General features: G+C 59.8%; 15 protein-coding genes. 6 read left to right on the forward strand and 9 right to left on the reverse strand.

Annotation, left to right across the window (positions count from 1 at the left end):
* Positions 1-214: 214 nt before the first annotated feature.
* Together epmA and efp are read right to left on the reverse strand one after the other, a co-directional pair.
* Positions 215-1,150: an EF-P lysine aminoacylase EpmA gene (gene epmA / locus T9A_RS11000; RefSeq protein ID WP_035248327.1), complete on the reverse strand. Its 936-nt coding sequence runs from the start codon at positions 1,148-1,150 to the stop codon at positions 215-217.
* A gap of 2 nt (positions 1,151-1,152) precedes the next feature.
* Positions 1,153-1,722, reverse strand: coding sequence for an elongation factor P (gene efp, locus T9A_RS11005; RefSeq protein ID WP_035248329.1), 570 nt, complete (start codon positions 1,720-1,722; stop codon positions 1,153-1,155).
* 291 nt (positions 1,723-2,013) lie between these two features.
* Between efp and epmB the strand changes: the two genes are divergently transcribed.
* From epmB to T9A_RS11020, 3 genes are all read left to right on the forward strand, one after another.
* On the forward strand, positions 2,014-3,042 hold the full coding sequence (gene epmB, locus T9A_RS11010) for an EF-P beta-lysylation protein EpmB (protein WP_052042849.1): 1,029 nt from the start codon (positions 2,014-2,016) through the stop codon (positions 3,040-3,042).
* 223 nt (positions 3,043-3,265) lie between these two features.
* Positions 3,266-5,032, forward strand: coding sequence for a cyclic-di-GMP receptor FimW-related protein (locus T9A_RS11015; RefSeq protein ID WP_035248331.1), 1,767 nt, complete (start codon positions 3,266-3,268; stop codon positions 5,030-5,032).
* A 222-nt stretch (positions 5,033-5,254) separates the two neighbouring features.
* Entirely contained in the window at positions 5,255-7,342 is a 2,088-nt protein-coding gene (locus T9A_RS11020) for an EAL domain-containing response regulator (protein WP_232222083.1), read from the forward strand.
* A 158-nt stretch (positions 7,343-7,500) separates the two neighbouring features.
* Here the strand turns inward: T9A_RS11020 and serB are convergent, their stop codons facing one another.
* On the reverse strand, positions 7,501-8,736 hold the full coding sequence (serB, locus tag T9A_RS11025) for a phosphoserine phosphatase SerB (protein ID WP_035248335.1): 1,236 nt from the start codon (positions 8,734-8,736) through the stop codon (positions 7,501-7,503).
* Positions 8,737-8,976: 240 nt separating this feature from the next.
* Here serB and T9A_RS11030 point away from each other — a divergent pair, with 240 nt between their 5' ends.
* Positions 8,977-10,170, forward strand: a complete 1,194-nt coding sequence (locus T9A_RS11030) for a hypothetical protein (protein ID WP_052042853.1) — start codon at positions 8,977-8,979, stop codon at positions 10,168-10,170.
* Here T9A_RS11030 and T9A_RS11035 read toward each other — a convergent pair.
* Positions 10,113-10,910, reverse strand: a complete 798-nt coding sequence (locus T9A_RS11035) for an ATP-grasp domain-containing protein (RefSeq protein ID WP_035248337.1) — start codon at positions 10,908-10,910, stop codon at positions 10,113-10,115. The genes T9A_RS11030 and T9A_RS11035 overlap by 58 nt on opposite strands.
* A 137-nt stretch (positions 10,911-11,047) precedes the next feature.
* Here T9A_RS11035 and T9A_RS11040 point away from each other — a divergent pair, with 137 nt between their 5' ends.
* Positions 11,048-11,815: an enoyl-CoA hydratase-related protein gene (locus tag T9A_RS11040; protein ID WP_232222084.1), complete on the forward strand. Its 768-nt coding sequence runs from the start codon at positions 11,048-11,050 to the stop codon at positions 11,813-11,815.
* Between the two features lie 156 nt (positions 11,816-11,971).
* On the opposite strand, the gene T9A_RS11045 is transcribed toward T9A_RS11040, so the two are convergent.
* Positions 11,972-12,433: a flavodoxin family protein gene (locus T9A_RS11045; RefSeq protein WP_035248340.1), complete on the reverse strand. Its 462-nt coding sequence runs from the start codon at positions 12,431-12,433 to the stop codon at positions 11,972-11,974.
* A gap of 273 nt (positions 12,434-12,706) precedes the next feature.
* Complete coding sequence (locus tag T9A_RS11050) at positions 12,707-13,201, reverse strand: Lrp/AsnC family transcriptional regulator (RefSeq protein WP_035248342.1); 495 nt, start codon at positions 13,199-13,201, stop codon at positions 12,707-12,709.
* A 300-nt stretch (positions 13,202-13,501) separates the two neighbouring features.
* Here T9A_RS11050 and T9A_RS11055 point away from each other — a divergent pair, with 300 nt between their 5' ends.
* Positions 13,502-15,181: a 2-isopropylmalate synthase gene (locus tag T9A_RS11055; protein ID WP_035248343.1), complete on the forward strand. Its 1,680-nt coding sequence runs from the start codon at positions 13,502-13,504 to the stop codon at positions 15,179-15,181.
* A 176-nt stretch (positions 15,182-15,357) separates the two neighbouring features.
* On the opposite strand, the gene T9A_RS11060 is transcribed toward T9A_RS11055, so the two are convergent.
* From T9A_RS11060 to mtgA, 3 genes are read right to left on the reverse strand one after another with little or no spacing between them, the layout of a single operon-like run.
* Positions 15,358-16,047: a type 1 glutamine amidotransferase gene (locus T9A_RS11060; protein ID WP_035248345.1), complete on the reverse strand. Its 690-nt coding sequence runs from the start codon at positions 16,045-16,047 to the stop codon at positions 15,358-15,360.
* A gap of 29 nt (positions 16,048-16,076) precedes the next feature.
* Positions 16,077-17,408 carry an META domain-containing protein gene (locus tag T9A_RS11065; RefSeq protein ID WP_035248347.1) on the reverse strand — a complete coding sequence of 444 codons (1,332 nt, stop codon included), beginning with the start codon at positions 17,406-17,408 and terminating at the stop codon, positions 16,077-16,079.
* Complete coding sequence (mtgA, locus tag T9A_RS11070) at positions 17,405-18,139, reverse strand: monofunctional biosynthetic peptidoglycan transglycosylase (RefSeq protein WP_052042859.1); 735 nt, start codon at positions 18,137-18,139, stop codon at positions 17,405-17,407. The genes T9A_RS11065 and mtgA overlap by 4 nt, the downstream gene beginning before the upstream one ends.
* Positions 18,140-18,155: the final 16 nt, after the last annotated feature.

The raw sequence follows: 18,155 nt of genomic DNA on the forward strand, positions 1-18,155 counted from the left end.
CACCCCGCCATGGTCAGAAATATAGATTTGATTATCTGCAGCGTGAACGCGCTCAGAGTCATATACAAGTGGCAGCAGACCATACGCAAAGCTGAGTTTGGGGCGTTGCGATAGATCATGTTTTTAATATACGAGCTGCTGGAGAATCAGGATTTCAGGGAGTTCTTACCCTGTAACGAGTAGAGGTGGGAGCGGTTGACGTCTCCCGGGAAAATCAGGCCCTGTTGAAGGGAAACATTATTGCCTGGTCGATATTGTTGAGACGCTGCCCGGCCATGAGAAGGCGCTCAACCCCTATGGCGACGCCACTGCATTCGGGGAGAGATGATGCCATTGCTGCCAGTAGATAGGCGTCTTCCTCCATGGTGTTCATATCCTGTTCTCGCCGCAGTGCATTGTCTTTCTCAAACCGCTGCTGCTGTTCGGTAACGTCGGTGAGTTCCTGATAGCCATTGGCCAGCTCCAGCCCCCGGTAATAGATTTCGAAGCGGCGCGCGACGATGGCGCCGTCCCTGTCCTCGCCGGTTTGCGCCAGGGCGGCGGCCCAGCCAGGGAAGTCGGTGACCACGGACAGTTGCTCAGCGGGCAGTGCGGCTTCTATCTGGGTGGCCATCAGGTAGTCCACGGCGGCGGTTTTGTTCAGGCCTTTCGGGGCGCCGCAGGATTCGGCGTGGGCGATCAGTGCCGGGTCCTCGGCGGTGAGCGGTTCCAGACCGGTGACGTCGTGGAACAGATCGCGGAAACGGTAGGTTTGTGATCGCACATCGGTGAACAGATCGGCGAACAGGGTCAGGCATTCCTGAATCAGATCATTCAGTTCGAAGCCGGGGCGGTACCATTCCAGCATGGTGAATTCGGGGTTGTGGCGGCCGCCGGCTTCGCCATGGCGGTAGGCTTTGCAGATTTGGTAGATGGGCCCGCTACCCGCTGCCAGCAGGCGCTTCATGTGGTATTCCGGTGAGCTTTGCAGGTAGCCGTAACCGGGTACCGGGATGCACTGGATATGTGGGTCGCTGACGCCGTAGCGGGCCAGCTGTGGGGTGTCCACTTCCAGTACGTTGCGGGCGGCAAAAAAAGCGCGCACCGTGCTCAGCAGCTCGGCGCGCGCTTTGATGGCCTCCAGCGAGGCAGTGGGTTGCCAGTCGCTCACAACTAGCTCTTGATACGACCCACGTAATCGCCGGTGCGGGTGTCCACCTTGACGATCTCGCCTTCCTGAACGAACAGCGGCACACGCACAACCGCGCCGGTGGTCAGGGTGGCAGGCTTGCCGCCGGTGCCGGCGGTGTCGCCTTTCAGGCCCGGGTCGGTTTCCACGATCTGCAGTTCCACGAAGTTCGGCGGGCTGACAGACAGGGGTTCACCGTTGTAGAGGGTGACCTCGCAGATGTCTTCTTCTTTCAGCCACTTTTTGGCATCGCCCACGGCAGCTTCATCCGCTTGCTTCTGTTCGAAGCTGGTCTGGTCCATGAAGTGCCAGAATTCACCGTCGTTGAAGATGTACTGCATGGACACGTCCATCACGTCGGCGCCTTCCAGGGAGTCGCCGGACTTGAAGGTGCGGTCCCAGACCTTGCCGCTGCGCAGGTTGCGCAGGCGGACACGGCTGAACGCCTGGCCCTTGCCGGGCTTGACGAATTCGTTCTCGATGATGGCGCAAGGGTCGCCATCGAGCATCACTTTCAAGCCGGACTTGAATTCACTGGTAGAATAGTTGGCCATAAATGTTGTTCCAAAGGTTGATGTATGGCGTCGCAGAGGGTGCGGGGTCTGCTAATGTTTCATTTGCGTCTCTGTTGTGCCTGCAAGCGCACCAATCTAGGCACAAGGAGAGATGTTTGGTTTTATTCAAATGAACGACTTGTAACAACGAGTGGTGCGCTTGCAGGCACAACCCGAAGGGCTGGGCCCCTTTTTCCGCCCAGCTGCATTGTCAGTCGCTTACATATGAAAGACTATGCCGCACTCCTTCCGCCTTGCCGGACGAAAAAATGAACTCCAGCAGAGACGAAAATGAAACATCAGCAGACCCCCATCATAACGCAGGAAAGGGACGGTTGGGAGTTACCGGGCTGGCAGCGCCAGCAGGCGGACCTGATTACCGACCCGGCAGAGCTGCTCAGCCTGTTGGGGTTGGGTGCTGAATCCCTGCCTGAAAGCCTTGCAGCGGCGAAGGATTTCCCCCTGCGCGTGCCCCGTGGCTATGTACGTTTGATGGAGCCGGGTAATCCGCATGACCCGCTGTTGCGCCAGGTGCTCAGTGTGCCGGCGGAGCTGCGGGAAGAGGACGGTTACAGCAGTGATCCGCTGGAGGAAGCCTCCCACACGCCGGTGCCCGGGCTGTTGCACAAGTATCATGGTCGCGCACTGCTGGTGGTTACCGGTGCCTGCGCGGTGCATTGTCGTTACTGTTTTCGCCGGCATTTTCCCTACCAGAGTCACCTGAGCGGCAAGCGCTGGGATCAGGCCCTGGAATGGCTGGCATCGCGCCGGGACATTGGCGAGGTGATTCTCAGCGGTGGCGATCCGCTGACGCTGAACAATCGGCGCTTGCAGGAACTTTTGGCGGCGCTGGCGGAGATTCCTCATTTGCGTCGGCTACGTATTCATAGCCGCACGCCGGTGGTTATCCCCGAGCGGATGGATGAGCCGCTGCTGGCGCTGCTGTCGGATTCGCGCTGGCAGACTGCTCTGGTGCTGCACGCCAATCACTCCCGGGAAATCAGCGATGAGCTGGTGAGTCGCTGCCAGCAGTGGCGACGGGAAGGGATCACCCTGCTGAATCAGAGTGTGTTGCTGGCCGGGGTGAACGATTCTGTTGATACGCTGGAGGCGCTGTCAGATCGCCTCCATGTGGCAGGGGTGATGCCCTATTACCTGCACCAGCTGGATGCGGTGCAAGGGGCGGCGCACTTTGCGGTGCCGGATTCGGTGGCGATGCAATTGCACAGGGATCTGCGCAGTCGGTTGCCGGGTTTTCTGGTGCCCAGGCTGTCCCGGGAAGAGCCGGGGGAGCCGGCAAAGACCGTATTGGCGGGCTAGGGCATCCGCTGGTCGGCGCGAACACAATATTTACAGGTGTGTAACGGTATCGTAAAGTCGTGTGACGAAGGACACATAGAAAACAAGAGCTACTACTTAATAACTAGAGGGCTCCTTTAACAATTTCTTGCATATTTTTGGCCTTACGGAGTCGCTGCCAAGCTTCCCGGAGAAATTGTTCAGGGTTCCCCATCTGGGTGCCACCGAGATAAGGATTATCTTCATGGAGCAACCAGCCCAAACGGTGCGCTTGAAACTGCCCGAGCAGGATTTGCCGCACCTGACACTTGGCGCTGATCAGCCAAAGAAGCTGCAACAATGGGTTGACGCTCTCCCGGTTATGAACATGGGAGAAACTGCCCGTCAGCTTTATCAGTTCATTCAGGAGCTGAACCGGCTGCACATCGACTCCAAGCAGCGCTTCCAGTTGCTGGAAGTGGTGCGTCCTTCCATTCTGCATGTCAGCGATTCCCTGCAGAAACATTACCTGAACCAGTCCCTGGTATTGCCGGACAAGGCGCGTCGCGTGGCCAGCCTGGCCCAGGCCCTGCAGGGGCACCTGGCCAGTGGTTACAAACTGGTGGCCGTGAGAGGCATGCGCAAGCTCAAGGACAAGGCGGTCCGGCGCGCAGTGACCACATCGATTCATCGTGCCATCAGTGCTCTTGGCGATACGCTGTTGCGTTGTTACCAGTTGTACTTCCCCAGCCCTCGCCATCTCTGGCTGGAGCTGCATCAGCTTTATCTGCTGGCGGAACTGCACGGCATCGCGGCTTCGCCGGTGGACGACGAGAAGGGCAATTCCAGTATCCAGTCTGCCTATGCCCGTTGTCTGTTACTGGCGACCGCCAAGCCTAACCAATTGCGCCAGCAGGAGCTGGCAGCCCTGTTCAAGGCCGCGTTCAGCTGGGGGGATCTGATCGAGATTAAGACCGCCAGTGATGATGAAGATCTGTTTGTATTCGATCTGCAGGCAGACCGCCCGCCGATTTATCGCACCCACGCCTCCCAGGCCACGGATAGCTGGCGTTATATTGATTCCACCCGGTTGGTGCAGGCCATCAGTGCCTGGAAAGCGGAGCCGGAGAACAGCGATCTGCTCGTGCCCAAGGGACTCGATGACAGCATGATGAGCCATCTGCAGCAGGTGTGGGGCGCGCTCACCGAGCGGGCCTTCAAGCGCATGGCGGAAAGCGGCGAGATCGAATTGTGCTTTGGGCTGGTGGGCGTACATTATTTTCTGTCCGGCAAGGTGCCGTTTGAAACCTTGATCGAACGCGGCAGCCTGTCGGTGATGGGGGACGGGGAAGAGAACAATCCCTTCCTGCGTAATATCAAAGTGAACACCCGGCAAAAGCAGCAAAAGGAAGACCCCTGGGCCACGGCCTATCAGTCCGAATTTCCCAATGAAACCATTGATATCAGCAAACCGGACACCTCGCTTCGCAGCGAGGCTTCACTGCCGGAGAGCTATCATTGCCAGAAGGTCAATGCCAGCCCCGGTGGCTATTGCCTGTCCTGGCAAGGCAATACGCCAAGCCTGATGCGCACCGGCGAGTTGTTGGCCCTGCGTGATCACCCGGATAGTCAGTGGATGCTGGCGGTGGTGCGTTGGGTCACCCAGTTACCCAATCACGGTGCCCGTTTCGGGGTGGAGTTGCTGGCTCCGGGAGGCCGGCCGGTGGCGGCTCGTGCTCTGCGCAAGCAGGGGGAGGACAGTGATTTCATGCGGGCTATCCTGCTGCCGGAATTGACCGGCGTTGGTCAGCCGGCCACTCTGTTGCTACCCACTGTGGGTTTCAATGAGGGGGTCAAAGTGGAGCTGGTTGAGGCCGGCGAGCCCCGACGCGTACAGTTGCTTCGCCGAACCCAGGGGGCATCCGGATTCAGCCAGTATCCGTTCCGGGATATGGCGACCCCTGCTGCTCCCGTCAGACCGGTGAGCGATGATGATGAAGGTGATCTGGATTCGATCTGGTCCAGTCTTTAATCATTCAAGGGCGCGCTGATGCGCGTCTGACCCGTTTGCTATGTTCACAGCGAGGATGCTGTGTGATGGTCTTTTGCCATTGGCCGGGTTGCTTTTCATAAACAGAAAACCCGGAATCTGTCGCGATCTTTCCCTGGAAAGGTCGGTCGGTTCTATCTTTTTCTGCTGGAAAGTTGCCAAGACAGGGTTGTCAGGCACAATGGTGGGCCGTACGAAAACAGTATGAGTCGTCACCCCATGAGCTATGCCCTGGATAATCTCCGTTTACTGATCGCCCACGATTCACAGGATGAGGCTGAGCAGCTGATGAATATGCTGCGCAATGCCGGCCGGGCGACCCGGGCGCAACTCGCGCTAGGCGAAGATGACTTGCTGCGTGCCCTCAAGGGCGGTGCCTGGGAGCTGATGCTGTGCCGGCCGACCTTTGGCGATGGCAGTTTCGAATCGGCCATGGCTCACCTCAAGCGTCTGGGCAAGGCGGTGCCGGTGATTCTGCTGGAAAACACCTTTTCTGCCGAGACGGTAAAAGCCGCATTGCTGCAAGGTGCCAGTGGCGTGGTCCCCAATGACGACCGGGACATGCTTACTCTGATGGTGGACCGGGTGGTGGAAAATCTGCGCCTGCGCAAGGAACTCCAGCATTCCGAGATTGTTCGCCACGATGCGGAAAAACGCCTGGCGCTGTTGATGGATCAGAGCCGTGATGCCATCGCTTATGTACTCGATGGCATGCATATTCACGCCAACGACAATTATGTGGAGCTGTTCGGCTATGAAAGTGCGGATGATCTGGCTGGCGTGCCGATCATGGACATGGTGTCGGCGGCCGACCACGACAAGCTCAAGCAGCTGCTGCGTAGCCGCGCCCAGGATGAAAGCCAGACCCAGGAACTGGAGTGCAAGGGCGTTCACACCGAGGGTAATGAATTCGATGCGTCCTTTACCTTCTCGTCCAGCACCTACGACGGCGAAGCCTGTACCCAGATCGTGATCCGCGCCGGCGGGGTCGATGAGAACGAAATGCAGGAACGGCTCCATGAGATGAGCCAGAAAGACCAGGTCACCGGCCTGTTCGCCCGCAAATGGTTTATGGATCAGCTTGATGATGCGGTGGCCGAAGCGGCCAGAGAAGGGCAGTTGGCTACCGTGCTGTACCTGCGTCTGGATGATTTCGAGCAACATCAGTCCTCCCTGGGGATTGATGGCGCCGATGAAATTTTGCGGGCGGTGGCCGACTGGCTTGGTGGCCAGGTTGGTGATGCCAAGCTGGCCCGGGTGGATGGCGAGGATTTTGCCGTGCTGTTGCCGGTGGCTGACACCGATGAGGCGGAAGAGTTGGCCGAGCGTCTGCGGGCGGGTATTGAAGGGCTGATGCCGGAAGTGTCGGCCAAGACCATCCACGTGACCGCCAGTGTGGGCGTGGCCTTTGTCCGTGAGGATGCCCGCAGCGGTCAGGGCACCCTGACCACGGCCCTGAAATGCTGTAACCAGGCCCAACGGGAAAACAGTGGCAAAGGCAACAGCATCAAGGTGCACGACCCCATGGACGAGGTGGCCGCAGGGTCTTCCGAGGCCATCGTCATGCTGCTGCGTCAGGCGCTGGAGCAGGGTAGTTTCAATCTGCGCTACCAGCCGTTGATGAATCTGGAAGACGACAGCGAGCATGTTTTCGAGGTGTTTGTGAACCTGCCCCAGAAACAGGGCGAAGCCATGGAGGCCGGCGAGTTCATTCCGGTGGCTGCTGAACAGGGTCTGGTGGGCAAGATCGATCGCTGGGTGGTGCTCAATGCCATGCGCGCGGCAGCGACCATGAACGAACCGGTAAAGCTGGTGTTCAATATCAACGGCGGTTCTCTGGCGGATGCCTCCCTGGCGGATTGGCTGCTCAAGGCCATGCGTGCTGCCAAGATGGACGGCTCCCGCCTGACCTTCCAGCTCACCGAAGGCGATGCTACCACTTACCTGAAGCAGGCCGGCGTGTTTGCCGAGAAGATGAAGAGCGCCGGCTGCGGCATCTCCATCAGTCGCTTCGGCGGTGGCCTGGATCCGTTCAAACTGTTCCAGCACATTCCCGCCACCATGGTGAAATTCGAAGGCTCCTTCACCCAGGATGTGGCCAAGGCCGAAGGCCGCCAGCGGCTCACCGAGATCGTCAAACAGGTGAAGGAAGGCAACCGCAAGACGGTGGTAGGTTTCGTGGAATCCGCCGCCCAGATGCAGGCCCTGTGGAGTCTCGGCGGGATCGATTACCTGCAAGGCTTCTACCTGCAAGCGCCGATGGATACGTTGCAGATTCCGGAGTCGGCGTAATTAATTGACAGTTGATAATGGATAATTGATAACGCGCATGCGGCGCTAAAATTATTCCTGAACGCAAGAGGCCGCGACCAATTCATGGGCGCGGCCTCTTGTCGTTTGATAACCAGCTAAGCTTTGTCCGCGAGTTATCAATTCTCAACTATCAATTTTCAATTGCTCTTAAGCAGCTCCGCCTGATCCTTATCCCTTACCCCGATCAAATAAAGAATCCCGTCCAGGCCCAGAGTGGAGATGGCCTGTTCGGCGTTCTGTTTTACCAGGGGTTTGGCGCGGAAGGCGATGCCCAGGCCGGCTTCGCCGAGCATGGGCAGGTCGTTGGCGCCGTCGCCCACGGCAATAACCTGTTCCAGGCTGATGCCTTCCTGGGTGGCGATCTGCTTGAGCAGATCTGCCTTGCGCTGGCCGTTGACGATCTGGCCGACTACCCGGCCAGTGACCTGGCCGTTCTCGATTTCCAGCTCATTGGCATACACATAGTCGATGCCCAGCAATTGTTGGAGCCACTGGCCAAACCAGGTGAAACCGCCGGATAGAATTGCCGTGCGATAGCCCAGGGCGCGTAGGGTGCTGATCAGCCGTTGTGCGCCTTCGGTGAGCTGGATGCGTTCGCGCACCCGCTCCAGGGCACCTTCATCCAGCCCTTTGAGCAGGGCCACCCGGGCCCGGAAACTTTCATTGAAATCCAGCTCGCCGCGCATGGCCCGCTCGGTGATTTCTGCCACCTCTTCGCCCACCCCGGCTTCCATGGCCAGCTCGTCGATCACTTCCGAGCGGATCAGGGTGGAATCCATATCGAACACCACCAGGCGCCGATTACGGCGGAAGGCGCTGTCGCGCTGGAAGGCGATGTCCAGATTGCGTTCGTTGGCGATGCTGAGGAAGGCGGCGCGCATGGCTTCGCCATCTTTCGGCTCACCGCGCACGGAAATCTCGATGCAGGCGCGACTGTCTTCGTTGAGAGCTTCCCCTTCCAGATGCACCCGACCGGACAGGCGGGCGATGCTGTCAATGTTCAGGCCGTTGTCTGCCACCGTGGCGGTCACGTCGGAGAGTTGTTCGGCGGTGATCTTGCGCGCCAGCAGGGTGATGATGTGGCGGTCCTTGCCCTGGCCGGATACCCATTCTTCGTAGCGGTCTTCGTCGATGGGGCGGAAGCGCACATTGATATTCAGCTTGTGGGCCTCGAACAACAGATCCTTGAGCACCGCGGAGGACTCCGCGTCCGGCGGAGTTTCCACCAGGATGCCCAGCGACAGGGTGTCGTGGATTACGGCCTGGCCGATATCCAGGATATTGAGCCGGTAACGGGCCAGAATCCGGGTGAAAGCGGCGGTCAGACCGGGACGGTCACTGCCGGATACCTGAATCAGAATGATCTCGCGCACGCATGGGCTCCCGGGGGCAAGTCAGACAAGCGGAAGGCGGAAGCAGTGGCTCCCGCGAAAACCGCGTAAGGGTAGCAGAAATGGTACCGCAAGCGGCAGTGCCTTGGGGATTAGCGATGTTTTACATCGCCAATAGCCTGTAGGGGCATCATCGCTGCTAAGGTGCGCCGATTCGGTCAACGCCATCTCTTCCTGTCGCGCTATACTGCGCGCAAGCTCAATACTACGGAATGCAACTCTATGTCCCTGTGGGAACAATGGCGGCCATGGATTCGGCAACAACGCAGCCTGCTGCGTGAGTTGATCCTGATGCTGCTGGCCATGCTGGTGGTCGGTGTCTATTTTCTTGAGCACTTCTCCGCGCGGCTTGAGCAGGAGCGCAAGGTACAGCTGCAGGCGCTGGCCGAACAGACTGCCCGCCGGGCTGCCGAGGCCCTGGCCAGCGATGACTCCATCAGCATCAACCTGATCGGTCGGGAAACCGTGCAGCTGGCCCCGGTGGCCGGGGTGCGCTTTCTGGATGCGGCGGATATTCAGGTGGGGCTGTCCGGAGTGTCACGCTCGGATTTGGTGGTCTCGGTGCCGGTGGCGTTGCCGGACGGGGAGCTGGCCGGCACTTTGACCCTGCTAGGTGATACCAGTGCCCTGCCGCGCCAGCGGCTGGAGGCCGGCTTTGTGCTGGCCGTATTGTGCCTGTTGCTGCTGCGTGTGGCTGTTGCCCTGATTCAGCAACGGTTGCTGCCGCCTCCGCTGGAGCCTGAAGAACCGACGCCAGTGGAGCCCCCTGCAACATCACCGCTGGCCACGCCTGCATCGACGCAGGCGCTGGCCGAGCCCTTGCCGGAAGGCGCTGAGCCACTGGCCCAGCTGCGCCTGAGCATCGTCAATTTTGAACATATCCGTCAGCGTTATACCCAGGCGGCCATGGCCGAGGTGCTGGCGGATTATCAGCAGATTCTCGACAAGGTGGCGGGTATCTATGGTGGCCGGGTAGGCCAAAGGGTAGGCGATCAGGCCGGGCTGTTTTTCTATCAGGAGCCGGCGTCCCGCTGTGCGTTTTCCGCGCTGTGCGCGGGCCTGCTGTTCCTCCGTGTAGTGCGCCTTCTGGCGCCGTTACGCAAGCAGCAGGGCAAGCCACCACTGGAATTCAAGGCGCTGGTCACCACCGATAGGGGCCAGCAGGAAGCCTGGTCCCTCTGTGTGGCAGGGGTGCCGGGTCGGCTGAATGTGCCGGAAGCACAATTGGCCGCCACCGAGCTGGATGTGAAAGCCCTGTACCAGCCAGAAAAGGCCCAGGTGGTTACCGCCGGCGATCACAAGGTACGGCTACAGCCGGTTGAGCAGTTGGCTCACCGTTACCAGAACCTGCTGCGCACTCAGGCGGATACCTTGCTGTCCGAAGAGGGCGGCGACGATGGCTCGCCCAGCAGGTAGTGGCTCATGGCCTGTTGAACCCGCTGATTGAGGTCGGGGATGCCGGTGTTGCCGAACAGGCGATTGAATTCCAGGATGTAGGGGTGGCCATCCACCATGGCCACATCAAAGCCGGCATGGTTGATACCCAGATAACGGGCCAGCCCCTCCACCAGGGAAATGGCATTGTCCGGTACCGACAGATCGGTGCGCACGCGCCCGCCCTGGCTCACGTTGTTCAGAAAACCCACTCCTTCCCGCCAGTAGCTGGCCACCACTTCCTCGCCCACCACCACCACGCGCAGGTCGCGCACAATGGGCAGTAGCTTCTGTATATAGAGCACGGCTTCGCGCTCCGCATAATCCAGAAACTGCTGGCGGTTCTCGATCAGGTAGACGCCCATGCCCTGGCTGGAGCGCACTGATTTGGCCACAAACGGAAACCGCCATTGATCCAGCACCTGGCCAATGCCGTACTTGTCGGAAGCCACAATCAGGGTTTCCGGCACATGCTCAGGGCAGGCGGTTTGCAGAGCTCGGGTCATTTCCACCTTGTCGTGGCCCAGGTGGTAACTGCTCAGGCTGGGGAAGATGGGGCGCTTGAGCACATAGTGCAGACTGTTGATCTGCCAGAAGCCGGGAAACAGTAACCAGTCCGCTTCCGCCAGGGTCTCGCGGTGCTGGTTCATGTGTTCCGGCTTGATATAACGCACGCCGGGCAGGCCCAAAGTGCGGAAAGGATCGAAAGTGATCAGTTTCACGGTGACGATCTCAGGAGAGGTGCGCTTTTTTAAGGTGCTTTGACCGGCTGGTCAATACCCTTTGTCGGTATTCGTCCTTGGCATGGGCGGAGCGGGCGGCTAGCCTTGCCCGACAAATAATGATTGGGAGAGCTGTCGTGACCTTGCCGACATTGGAAAGTGATCTGATTCTGGTGAAACACACCGAATCAGTGTTGGAAATTACCCTGAACCGCCCGGATAAACTGAACGCCCTCACCGGCGCCATGTACCGGGACATGATCGCCCTGCTCCATACCGCGGAACAGAGCGATGAGATTCGCGTGGTACTGTTTGCTGCCGAAGGAAAATCTTTCAGTGCCGGCAACGATCTGGTGGACTTCCTCAATGCCAAGCCCGGTGAAGTGGGTGAAGCGGCGAATTTCATCAAGGCCATTTATGCTTTCCCGAAAGTAGTGGTCGCTGCTGTTCAGGGCAATGCGGTGGGCGTAGGCACCACCATGCTGCTGCACATGGATATGGTAGTAGCCTCCGATGATGCCAAGTTCATCACCCCCTTTGCCGATCTCGGCGCGGTACCGGAAGCGGGTTCCGCCAAGCTCCTGCCGGACTGGCTGGGCTATCAGCGCGCCGCCCGCATGTTGCTGCTGGGTGAGCCGATGCTGGCACAGGAAGCTTTCGAGGCTGGCCTGATCGCCAAGGTGGTGGGTCGTGAGGACCTGCAATCCACCGCCCGCGGTTGGGCTGACACCCTGGCAAAGAAACCCCCCAAGGCCCTGCGCGAGAGCAAACGGTTGATGCGTCAGGCGATCAGCAAGCCGCTGCAGGATGTACTCGAGGAAGATCTGGCCCTGTTTGGTGAAATGCTACAGGGCGATGAGGCGAAGGCGGTGTTGGCGGCCATGGTGAACAAGAGCAAGGGGTAAGGCAGCTGTGAGCTTCTAGCTGTTAGCGACTAGACGCGGGTTGGCTTGTCAGTAATGGAGAGTCCGTGCCCGCGCCCATGGTTGGGCGCGGGCACGGACATTCAGATCCCAAAGAGTTCTACCGCGCCTCGAAGCTAGCAGCTAGAAGCTCGTAGCTCAAAGAATCCCCGCATCCAGCCCCGCCGCCAGATACATCCCCAGCTCTTCTACCTGCTGCTCGAAGGCATCCTGCCATTCTCCGCGCAGTACCAGCGGGTCCTGTACCCAGTTCCAGCGCAGACCCGTAGCAATGCTTTCCACGGCTCGACGGGTGCCGGTGCCGTCCTGGCCGGCGCGGATGTAGAGAGCGCAGGGGAGTCCCTGTTTTTCTTCCAGTACCGGGTAATAACTGCGGTCGAAGAAATCCTTCAGGGCACCACTCATGTAGCCCAGGTTTTCGGTTGTGCCGAGCAGAATGGCATCACAGGCCAGTACATCCTCGGGCCCCGCTTCCAGAGGCGGCTTCACCGTGACGGACACGTTCTCGATATCTTCATGGCCGGCACCCCGGGCGGCGGCGTCGCGCAGTTTCAGGGTGTTCGGCGACGGGGCGTGGGCGACGATCAATAGTTTTTTCATGGTCTCGCAACTCTACGCATTTGATAGTGCCAGCATATCAGTTAGGGCCGGGCCATCTGTAGGAGCGTCGCTTGACGCATGACAACGCCCTGGCCACGAAGCAACGGTAGGAGCACCTCTTGAGGTGCGAATCCGAGCCTTGGCGAAGGAGGCGGTATGCCGATGGCAATGCATTCTGGACGTGCTGCTGTTTCATGCTGGTTCTTTGCATCACGTCTGTTCGCACCTCAAGAGGTGCTCCTACAAGGGAGTCAGGGTTTGCGAGTGCGAGAGCTACGTCTCCACATAATTCAACGGCAATGCCGCCGTATCCACCACCCGGCGCATGACAAAGCTGGAATGCACCCCGCTGACACCTTCGATGCGAGTGATCTTGTTGAGCAGGAAATGTTGGTAGCCATCAATATCCGGCACCACCACTTTCAGTAGGTAGTCGGCTTCCTGGCCGGTGACCAGGTAGCACTGCTGCACTTCCGGATAGCTGGCCACCTTCTCCTCGAAGTTGGCGAAACGCTCGGGGGTGTGGCGGTCCATGCTGATCTGGATGATCACGGTCAGGTCCAGGCCCAGCTTGCGGGCGTCCAGCACGGTCTCCCGTTTGAGAATGATGCCGGCGGCTTCCAGCTTCTGTACCCGCCGGGAACAGGGGGAGGGGGACAGGCCGACGGTTTCCGCCAGCTGCTGGTTGGTAAGCCCGCCGTTATGTTGCAGGGCTTCCAGGATACGCAGGTCAGTGCGGTCCAGTTTTGCCAGTTCCTGCTTTCTCATGATGATTTCAGCCCTTTTTTGCTGTTATTTCGCAACATTATTGCTTATATGGCTGTTTTCTGATGAAAAAAGCAAGCACATTGCCGGTTTGCTGCCGTAAAGTATCTCTCGTGGGGCGATGATGCGAACCGTCAAAAGCGGGCCGCCACTCTTCGTTGCCATCCGTGCCTATCGGCGCGCTGATCGAGACCCGAGATCACAGACAGCGAGTTGTTGACCCCATCCGGCTCACCCCCTGGATTCGGTCGGGAATTCTCCTTCGGGGGCAGCCGATGCCCCTTTTTGGTTTGAGGAAATGACATGAGCTTTGATCACCGTAAATACCAGCCTTTCCCCGTTATCGACAAACCTGATCGTCGCTGGCCGAGTCAGCGTATCGAGAAAGCCCCGCTGTGGGCGGCGGTGGATCTGCGTGATGGTAACCAGGCGCTGATCAAACCCATGTCCGTGGCCCAGAAGCGTCGCTTTTTTCAGATGCTGGTGGAGCTGGGTTTCAAGGAAATCGAAGTGGGCTTCCCGTCTGCCAGCCAGATCGATTTCGATTTCTGCCGGGCCCTGATCGAAGAAGACCTGGTGCCGGATGACGTGCACATCCAGGTGCTCACCCAAGCCCGGGAAGAGTTGATCGCCCGTACCTTTGAATCCCTCAAGGGGGCGAAGAACGCCATCGTGCATATCTACAATGCCACTTCGCCCACCTTCCGCGAGCAGGTGTTCAGCGTGGACAAGGCCGGCTGCAAGGCGATTGCCGAACGCGCTGCCGGCTGGGTAAAAGCCTGTGCCGCGGCGCAGCCGGAGACCCACTGGAGCTTCCAGTATTCCCCGGAAACCTTCAGTGCCACGGAAACGGATTTCGCCATCGAGGTGATCGATGCGGTGAACGCGGTGTGGCGCCCGGACCAGGGCCAGCGGGTGATCATCAACCTGCCGGCCACCGTGGAGGTGAGCACGCCCAATGTGTTTGCCGATCAGGTGGAGCTGGTCCATGACAGCATTCAGTACCGCGAACATGTGATTATCAGTGTGCACACCCATGATGATCGAGGTTGCGGTGTGGCGGCGGCAGAAATGGCGGTGATGGCGGGAGCGGACCGTGTAGAAGGTACCTTGCTGGGCAACGGCGAGCGTACCGGTAACATGGATCTGGTTACCGCCGGCATGAACCTGTACAGCCAGGGCATCGACCCGCAAATCGACTTCTCGCGCATGAAGGAGATTATTGCTCTGGTGGAGGAGATTACCGATATCCAGACGCATCCGCGCCACCCCTATGCCGGTGATCTGGTGTTCAGCGCCTTTTCCGGCAGCCATCAGGATGCCATCCGCAAGTGCCTGGCCCGCTATCAGGAAGGCGATATCTGGCAGGTGGCCTATCTGCCCATCGATCCGGCGGATGTGGGACGTCGCTACGAGGAAGTGGTGCGTATCAATTCCCAGTCCGGCAAGGGCGGGGTGGCCCACGTGCTGGAGCGGGATTTTGGTATCGATCTGCCGCGCTGGTTGCAGCAGGAATTGGCCGGTGTGGTGCAGCGCGATGCGGAAGAGGATGGTGGCGAGATCACCAGCGAGCGGGTGCACCGTCGCTTCAACAGCGATTATCTCAATGTGCCGCTGGGCTGGATGTTGCGCTCCTATGACCTTAACCGCAGCAACGATCAGGTGCAGGCCCAGATCAGCATCGGCGATGCCAGCCAGCCGGTGACCCTGTTGTCCGGCCGCGGCGACGGTGCCATGTCTGCATTGGTGGACGCGCTCAACCGTCGTACCGGTGGCGAGGTGAAGGTGGTGTCCTTCGATGAGTACTCATTGGGCGATAACACCGAAGCCAACGCCATGGCCTGTGTGCGAGTGCAGGTGGGGGACACTGTGCAGAGTGCCGTGGCTACCGCTGCCGATACGACTGCGGCTGCACTGCAGGCGATCCTGTCTGCGGTGGGCCGGGTGCAGGAAGGCAGTGAACAGTTAATAGTGAATAGTTAACAGCGGCGCGAGGTCGCGTTGGTTGAGCTGAAAACGAAGAAGCCGCGCTCCTAGCTGGGGGGCGGCTCCCAATTCCGTTGGAGCCTTGCTTGCAAGGCGAATCAGTCCAACCTGTGGCTTTCGCCTTGCAAGCAAGGCTCCAACGGTGGGTTGGGCGGTCGGTGGGGGTTGGCGGCTTAGCGAAGAAAGGCGCTCAACACTCGGCCCAGTAACTGCCGGGCATCCTCAAAGCGCTGCTCGTCCGCCAGCATGCTGTCGCGGGGTTCTACCCAGGGGCCGTCTGCCAGATCCTCCGGGCAGGCATCGCACAGGGCGGCGGCATTGTCGGTCTGCAGCTCCAGGTGAAACTGCAGGCCCAGCACATTATCCCCGTAACGAAATGCCTGATTGGGGCAGCCTTTGCTTTCCAGCAGATGTACGGCGCCGTCAGCAATGGCAAAGGTGTCGCCGTGCCAGTGCAGCACCGGCGGGGCGCCGGCAAACAGTTTGCCGATGCTGTCGGATTTGCCGGCACTGGTGGGGTAGACCGGAAACCAGCCGATTTCCCGGTCCGGGTTGGCGGTTACCGGGGCGCCCAGCACCCGGGCAATCAGTTGGGCGCCAAGACAGATACCCAGTACTTTTTTGCCGGCGGCGATGCTGTCGCGTATCAGCGCCTTTTCCGGGGTCATCCAGGCATGGCTGTCATCATCATCCGCCCCCATGGGGCCGCCCATGACCACCAGTACATCAAACTCGCCGGTGTCAGGGAGTGGGTCACCCTCAAACAGCAGCGACTGGCTGATGGTGGCGTCGCGCTCCCGGAACCAGGCTTCCATGGCCCCCAGTTGTTCGAACGGCACATGGGACAGGTAATGGATGCGCATGGTCTTTCCCTCCAGGACTCAGCGGGCGGTTACAGCGCGATGGCCTGGAAACCGGCCAGCGACTGATTGTTGTCATCGAACAGGGTCAGCAACTCGCCGTCGATGCGGAAACCATTGGTTGCTTTCAGCGCCTGCAAAAAGGCCTGTTCTCCTGCCATGTCCGGGCACGCCTTACGGGTAGTCGCGATGGCGCCGAAGGAGAGGCTGTCGTTATTGAGTTGATAGCTGCCGTTGAGGCCGTTGCAACCGGCATTGCCATGCACGTTGCCTTCATTGTCCAGGGTCAGGTAGGGCTGTTGTTTACTGCTCGCATCAAGCGTCTTGTCACCGAGCGCACTGAGCTGCCAGCGGGTATTGGTCAGCTCTGCGCTGGGCAGGCGGCAGTCGTCATAGCCGCTTTCCAGGGAAAAGCTTTCCACGATGATGCCACTCTGGATGCTGCCTTCCTGTTCGCCAGGCACCTTGCGCAGCAGGCCGCTGATGGTGGCCACGCGTGGCTGCAGCGGATACTCGCGGGCGGCTTCATAGGCGTCGATCAGGTCGTCGCGCTGGGGGCCGGCCAGTTGCAGGCGGCGATCGCTGTTGCAAAGGATCAGGCTGGTGGTGCCGTACTGGTATACCAGGGCGCCGCGCAGGGTTTCGCTGGCCGTCATTACCGCACTGAGGGGCAGGGTGATATCGGCAAACTGGCCGCGGGTAAAGTCCAGTGGTGTGGGCTCAGATTGGAAGAACAGGCCGCCATCGGCAAGGACCTGGCTGCGCACCTGATAGTCGCTATCCGCGTTCACTGCGCTGGCCGGGTAATACAGCCGGAAGGGCTGGCTGAGAGCATCGCTGGTAAGGGGTATCAGGCGGCGGATCACCGCCTCGTCGTTGCGGGTGAGCAGGGATACGGTCAGCACCGCCTTGTCGGGCAGTTCGCTATCCTTGGGGAGTTCCACCCTGCCGCTGAGATGGCCGACGGCGTCGTTGGCGCGCTGATAGTCGCCGGTGAACAGGGGGCTGTCGGCTTGCTCTTCTTCCCCGGTCGAGGGGGTGGAGGGGCTGAGGCTGAGTGTGTCCTGCTGTTGCTCGCCACTGACACTCTGGGTTTCCACTGCCAGCCGGCTGTTATCCAGGTAGCGGAAGGTGAAGGTGCCATCACCGTTTTCCCAGGTCAGGCCCTGGCGCTGGTTGTCGGCGGGCAGGTAGAAATCGCCGTTTTCTTCCAGTACCAGTGTCTGTTCGCCGTTTTGCCAGGCGCCTACCAGCGGGTTGCCGGTGTCACTGGGCGGCGATGAGATCGGCGGGGTACCGGTGTCATTGTCGCTACAGCCCAGCAGGGCCAGACCGGTCAGGCAAAGTACTACAAACTGCTTCATTGCGTGTTTCCTTGGCGGGGGTCAGGTTCAGACGGGGATGGCAGCGGCAGGTTCCCGGGATCGGGAATGCGCACCAGTGCCATTTGCTCCTGAATCCAGTTGGCCCGTTGTTGTACATAATCGGTCGGGCCCTTGAAATCATAGTAATTGGGGCGTGGCAACATGGCCGCCAGTTGCGCCGCCTGGACTATGCTCAGTTCGGCGGCGCTGACCTGGAAATAGTGCCGGGCGGCGGCTTCGGCACCGTAAATCTGGTGGCCCCACTGGGCCACATTCAGATACAGCTCCAGAATGCGGCGTTTGCTCAGGCCGATTTCCAGCATCAACGCAATCATGGCTTCCTGAACCTTGCGGGTATAACTGCGTGCGCCGGAAAGATACAGGTTCTTGGCCAGTTGCTGGGTGATGGTGGAGCCACCGGCCACCGGCTTGCCCGCTTCCAGGTTGCGTCGCAGCGCGTAACGGATGCCCTGCCAGTCAAAACCGCTGTGATTGGTGAACTGGGCGTCCTCGGAAATCAGTACCGAGCGCTTCAGGTAATCGCTGATCTGATCGTAGTCCCGCCAGTGCTGCTGCACCTGTCCCTGCGCCTTGGCCCGCTGCATATAGGCGCTGCCTTCCGGATTGTGGTGCTGCAGGCGCAGCACCTGACCCAGATACCAGAGCTGGGACAGGGCGAAGGCCACAAACAGCAGGGCGAGGCATTGTAGAGCACGGTATCGGAGCGTCATGGTCTGCACAGCCGGG

Origin of the sequence: Alcanivorax jadensis T9 (genome assembly GCF_000756655.1) — a bacterium.
Classification (GTDB): domain Bacteria; phylum Pseudomonadota; class Gammaproteobacteria; order Pseudomonadales; family Alcanivoracaceae; genus Alcanivorax; species Alcanivorax jadensis.